Below are 3,160 nucleotides of genomic sequence, written 5' to 3' on the forward strand. Positions count from 1 at the left end.
GGCGCTACCGTATCTGGCGGGAGCTTATTTTCCCAGGACGCCGGCCGGCACCAGGTTGCCCAGGTTCTGGTTGAAGGTCACCACCAGCTTGCCGTTCTTTACCTGCGCCGACTGCACCTGCAGGGCACCGAGCAGGCCGGCCACGGCCGGGTCCAGCTTGTAGATCGGTTCGCGCTGGGCGTAGTCGCTCAGCCATGCGTTGAGCAGGCCGCGGGTACGGGAGTCGAGGCGGCCGCCCTGGCTGGCCGGGGTGAAATCATCTACGGTCGGCTGCTGCAGGTGGAAGCCCTGGGTCTGCGCGTCATAGCGCAGGCCGCTGCTGAGCTTCACCGAACCCAGCTTGGCCGGGTTGCCGCCCGCAGTGGCCAGCGCCACGTCCATGCCCAGGTTCAATCGTTCGCCTGCCGGCAGGCTCAGCTGCGGGTGGCTCATGGTCAGCGCGATCAGGCCGCCCAGTGCGTCCTGGGTGCGCGGGAAGCTGCCGTCCAGGTACTGCTGCACGTCGCTGGCGCCGACCGCCAGTTCACGACCGGAGATCGAAGGGGCGGCCTGCGCACCGATCGCGGCAGCAATCAGCACGGTCGAGGCGGCAAGGCGGGTCATCAGGGATCGCAGGCGCATGGTGGTGACCGGAAGAAGGATCGAAGAGGCCTACAGAGTAGCTTTGCCCGCTGCATCGCGGGTACACACCGCTGCAACGGTTCAGTCCAGCGTTGGCTGCAGGCTGGCCGACTGGATCTGCCAGGCGCGGCCGTCGGCACTGGGCTGTACGCGGTACCAGCCGTGGTAGCGGAAGGTGCCCTCGGCGGTCACCGCGCGGATCTTCACCGGCACCTGCAGCAGGCGCGGCGGCTGGCCATCGTCGCGCGGCACCGCCACATCACTGTCCAGGCGCAGGTTGCGTACGTCGGGCAGCAGGCGCAGCACGGCGTCGTCAGCGTGACGCGGGTCGGCCGGGGCATAGGTCCACGCCGCGTCGCTGCGTGCCTTGTTCTGGTTGAGCAGGTCGAGCATGTAGCGGTTGAGCATCGCTGCGGGCGATTCGCTGCCGATGGCAACGGCGCCATACAGCGGGTCGATGGTGATGGCGTCGACGGAAGCTGCCTCCGATGCCGCTTCCGTCATCGGTGCGGAAGCGGTGGTTGCGGCGGGGACTGAGTCTGGTGTCGTGGAATCCACCTGAGGCGGCGGGTTGGAACACCCCACCGCAAGCAACGGGATCAACAAGCAAAGAAAACCGCGCATGTCTGCCTCCTCCCCGAGGCGACCTGGAAGGCGGCAGTGTAGCGGCCGGGGCCGCTTCAGCGCGAAGAGGGAAGCTGCTCCAGCGCATCCAGCGCCGGCAGCACCTGGGCGGCGATAGCGGCCAGCGCATGGCCGTCGGTGTCCGCATGGCGCTGCACGATGTCACGCAGCAGCTGGGTCGCCACCACCAGGGTGGCACGTTCGTCGCCGCTCAGCCCGGCCGTGCGCGGGGCTGATTCCAGCAGGCGCATCAGGTCGCGGCTGGCGCGGTGTTCCAGTTCGATGGTGCAGCGCCCGGTGCACTGGTGCCCGTCCTTTTCGATCGGGGTCACCGAGATCCGGTAGCGGGTGGAGGGGCTGGCCATGAGGGGTGCTCGCGCTGGTGGGGAGGAATGGCTCCACCATAGGCAAGGCATCGGTCGGCGGCGATGGCCGGGGCTGCACGCAGTGTTCCACCCGGTTCGTTCCTGCACTGGAAAAACAGCGGCGCGGCCATGGGCGGCGGGCCTGTGCGGGTGATTGCGCGGGCGCGGGAAACGCTGTGTTGCGGGGTCGCAGGGGGCGGCATCCACGCGTGGCGTGGATCTACTGGAGAGCGGGTAAAAAAAAACGGGACGGCCAAGGCCGTCCCGTCAGGTATCCGCTGCAGGGCGCGCGCTTAGAGCGCAGCGTCCTTGAGCTTCTTCAGCGGGCGAACCTTGAGCTTGGTGGTGGCCGGCTTGGCGGCGAACCACTGCTCTTCCTTGGTGAACGGGTTGATGCCCTTGCGCTTCGGCTTGGCTGCCACATTGACGGTGCTGATCTTCAGCAGGCCCGGCAGGGTGAACGAGCCGGCGCCCTTCTTGTGCACCGAAGCGGCGACAGCGCCTTCCAGCGAGGCCAGCACAGCGCGGACGTCCTTGGCGACAACGCCGGAGACTTCAGCGATGTGTGCAACCAGGCCCGACTTGGTCAGCACTTCCTTGATCGGCTTCGGAGCGGCCGGCTTGGCGGCGGCAGCCTTCGTCGCGACTTTCTTCACTGCCTTCTTCGGGGCAGCCTTCTTAGCGGTCTTTGCCATGGTTTCCTGTTCCGTGAACGGTTGGTTGTTTGGTCGGCGCCGAACCCCGTCGGCAAGCGCAATGTAGGGCAACTCTTGGGCGCCGCCAATAGCCTGGAGCGCTGAAAGTGCATGTTTTTTCATATCCAGGCCGATTCAGTACCTGGCCGGCCGTGGGGGAAGCGGGGGCGGTGGTGCACTGCATTGCGCTGTTGTTGTTTTCGGTCGGGTTGGCGAAATGACTGAAAACAAGGGAAAAATCGCCGGAGTGATGGCGAAGAAGTGTCCACTCGCTGGCTCGGGACAGGCGCGGCGCATGCGGCGGAGCGACGCAGGGCTAACGCGGTGCGTGCCAGGGTATTGGTTCATCGCAGCCACAACGGAGCAGGACATGGGAATCTCGCGACACGCTACCGCGCATTGGGAAGGCGACCTGAAGTCAGGCAAGGGCCAGTTGAGCACGCCACAGAGCGGCCTTCTGGACAAAACCCGCTACGGCTTCAACAGCCGTTTCGGTGATGAAAAGGGCACCAATCCCGAAGAGCTGATCGCCGCCGCGCACGCCGGTTGTTTCACCATGGCGCTGTCGGCCAAGCTCGGCGAAGCCGGCTTCACCCCGACCTCGCTGGATACCGAAGCCAAGGTCGATCTGTCGATGGAAGGCGGCCCGCAGCTGTCGCAGATCCGGCTGAAAGTGAAGGCGGTGGTGCCCGGAATCGATGCGGCGCAGTTCCGCGCGATCGCCGATGACGCCAAGCAGAACTGCCCGGTTTCCAAGGCGCTGAGCGCAGTGCCGATCAGTCTGGAAGCCGAGCTGGGCTGAGAAGGTGGTAGCGCCGGGCCATGCCCGGCGAGCGCAGCGGAAAGACGCCGGGC

The 3,160-nt window shown here is 66.4% G+C and carries 5 protein-coding genes; 1 reads left to right on the top strand and 4 read right to left on the bottom strand.

What is annotated here, in order from left to right; translation table 11 throughout:
* Nucleotides 1–24 precede the first annotated feature (24 nt).
* The 4 genes from ACFX4F_RS21285 to ACFX4F_RS21300 all read right to left on the bottom strand — a co-directional run bounded on the left by ACFX4F_RS21285 (nt 25) and on the right by ACFX4F_RS21300 (nt 2,305).
* A complete protein-coding gene (locus tag ACFX4F_RS21285; protein WP_380658359.1) occupies nt 25–621 on the bottom strand; it encodes a DUF1439 domain-containing protein in 597 nt (198 codons plus the stop codon).
* Nucleotides 622–702: 81 nt separating this feature from the next.
* A complete protein-coding gene (locus tag ACFX4F_RS21290; protein WP_306669818.1) occupies nt 703–1,125 on the bottom strand; it encodes a hypothetical protein in 423 nt (140 codons plus the stop codon).
* A 176-nt stretch (nt 1,126–1,301) separates the two neighbouring features.
* Nucleotides 1,302–1,610, bottom strand: a complete 309-nt coding sequence (locus ACFX4F_RS21295) for a DUF3861 family protein (RefSeq protein ID WP_099819298.1) — start codon at nt 1,608–1,610, stop codon at nt 1,302–1,304.
* A 293-nt stretch (nt 1,611–1,903) separates the two neighbouring features.
* On the bottom strand, nt 1,904–2,305 hold the full coding sequence (locus tag ACFX4F_RS21300) for an HU family DNA-binding protein (RefSeq protein ID WP_089239384.1): 402 nt from the start codon (nt 2,303–2,305) through the stop codon (nt 1,904–1,906).
* A 370-nt stretch (nt 2,306–2,675) separates the two neighbouring features.
* Here ACFX4F_RS21300 and ACFX4F_RS21305 point away from each other — a divergent pair, with 370 nt between their 5' ends.
* Nucleotides 2,676–3,107 carry an OsmC family protein gene (locus ACFX4F_RS21305; RefSeq protein ID WP_176021484.1) on the top strand — a complete coding sequence of 144 codons (432 nt, stop codon included), beginning with the start codon at nt 2,676–2,678 and terminating at the stop codon, nt 3,105–3,107.
* The last annotated feature ends 53 nt before the right edge of the window (nt 3,108–3,160 follow it).

The sequence above is a fragment of the Stenotrophomonas sp. YIM B13575 genome, assembly GCF_042787595.1.
GTDB classification, from domain to species: domain Bacteria; phylum Pseudomonadota; class Gammaproteobacteria; order Xanthomonadales; family Xanthomonadaceae; genus Stenotrophomonas; species Stenotrophomonas lactitubi_B.

Coding starts and splice junctions, on each gene's coding strand:
- ACFX4F_RS21295 (WP_099819298.1), bottom strand. CDS start 1,610: ATGGCCAGCCCCTCCACCCGCTACCGGATCTCGGTGACCCCGATCGAA.
- ACFX4F_RS21290 (WP_306669818.1), bottom strand. CDS start 1,125: ATGACGGAAGCGGCATCGGAGGCAGCTTCCGTCGACGCCATCACCATC.
- ACFX4F_RS21285 (WP_380658359.1), bottom strand. CDS start 621: ATGCGCCTGCGATCCCTGATGACCCGCCTTGCCGCCTCGACCGTGCTG.
- ACFX4F_RS21305 (WP_176021484.1), top strand. CDS start 2,676: ATGGGAATCTCGCGACACGCTACCGCGCATTGGGAAGGCGACCTGAAG.
- ACFX4F_RS21300 (WP_089239384.1), bottom strand. CDS start 2,305: ATGGCAAAGACCGCTAAGAAGGCTGCCCCGAAGAAGGCAGTGAAGAAA.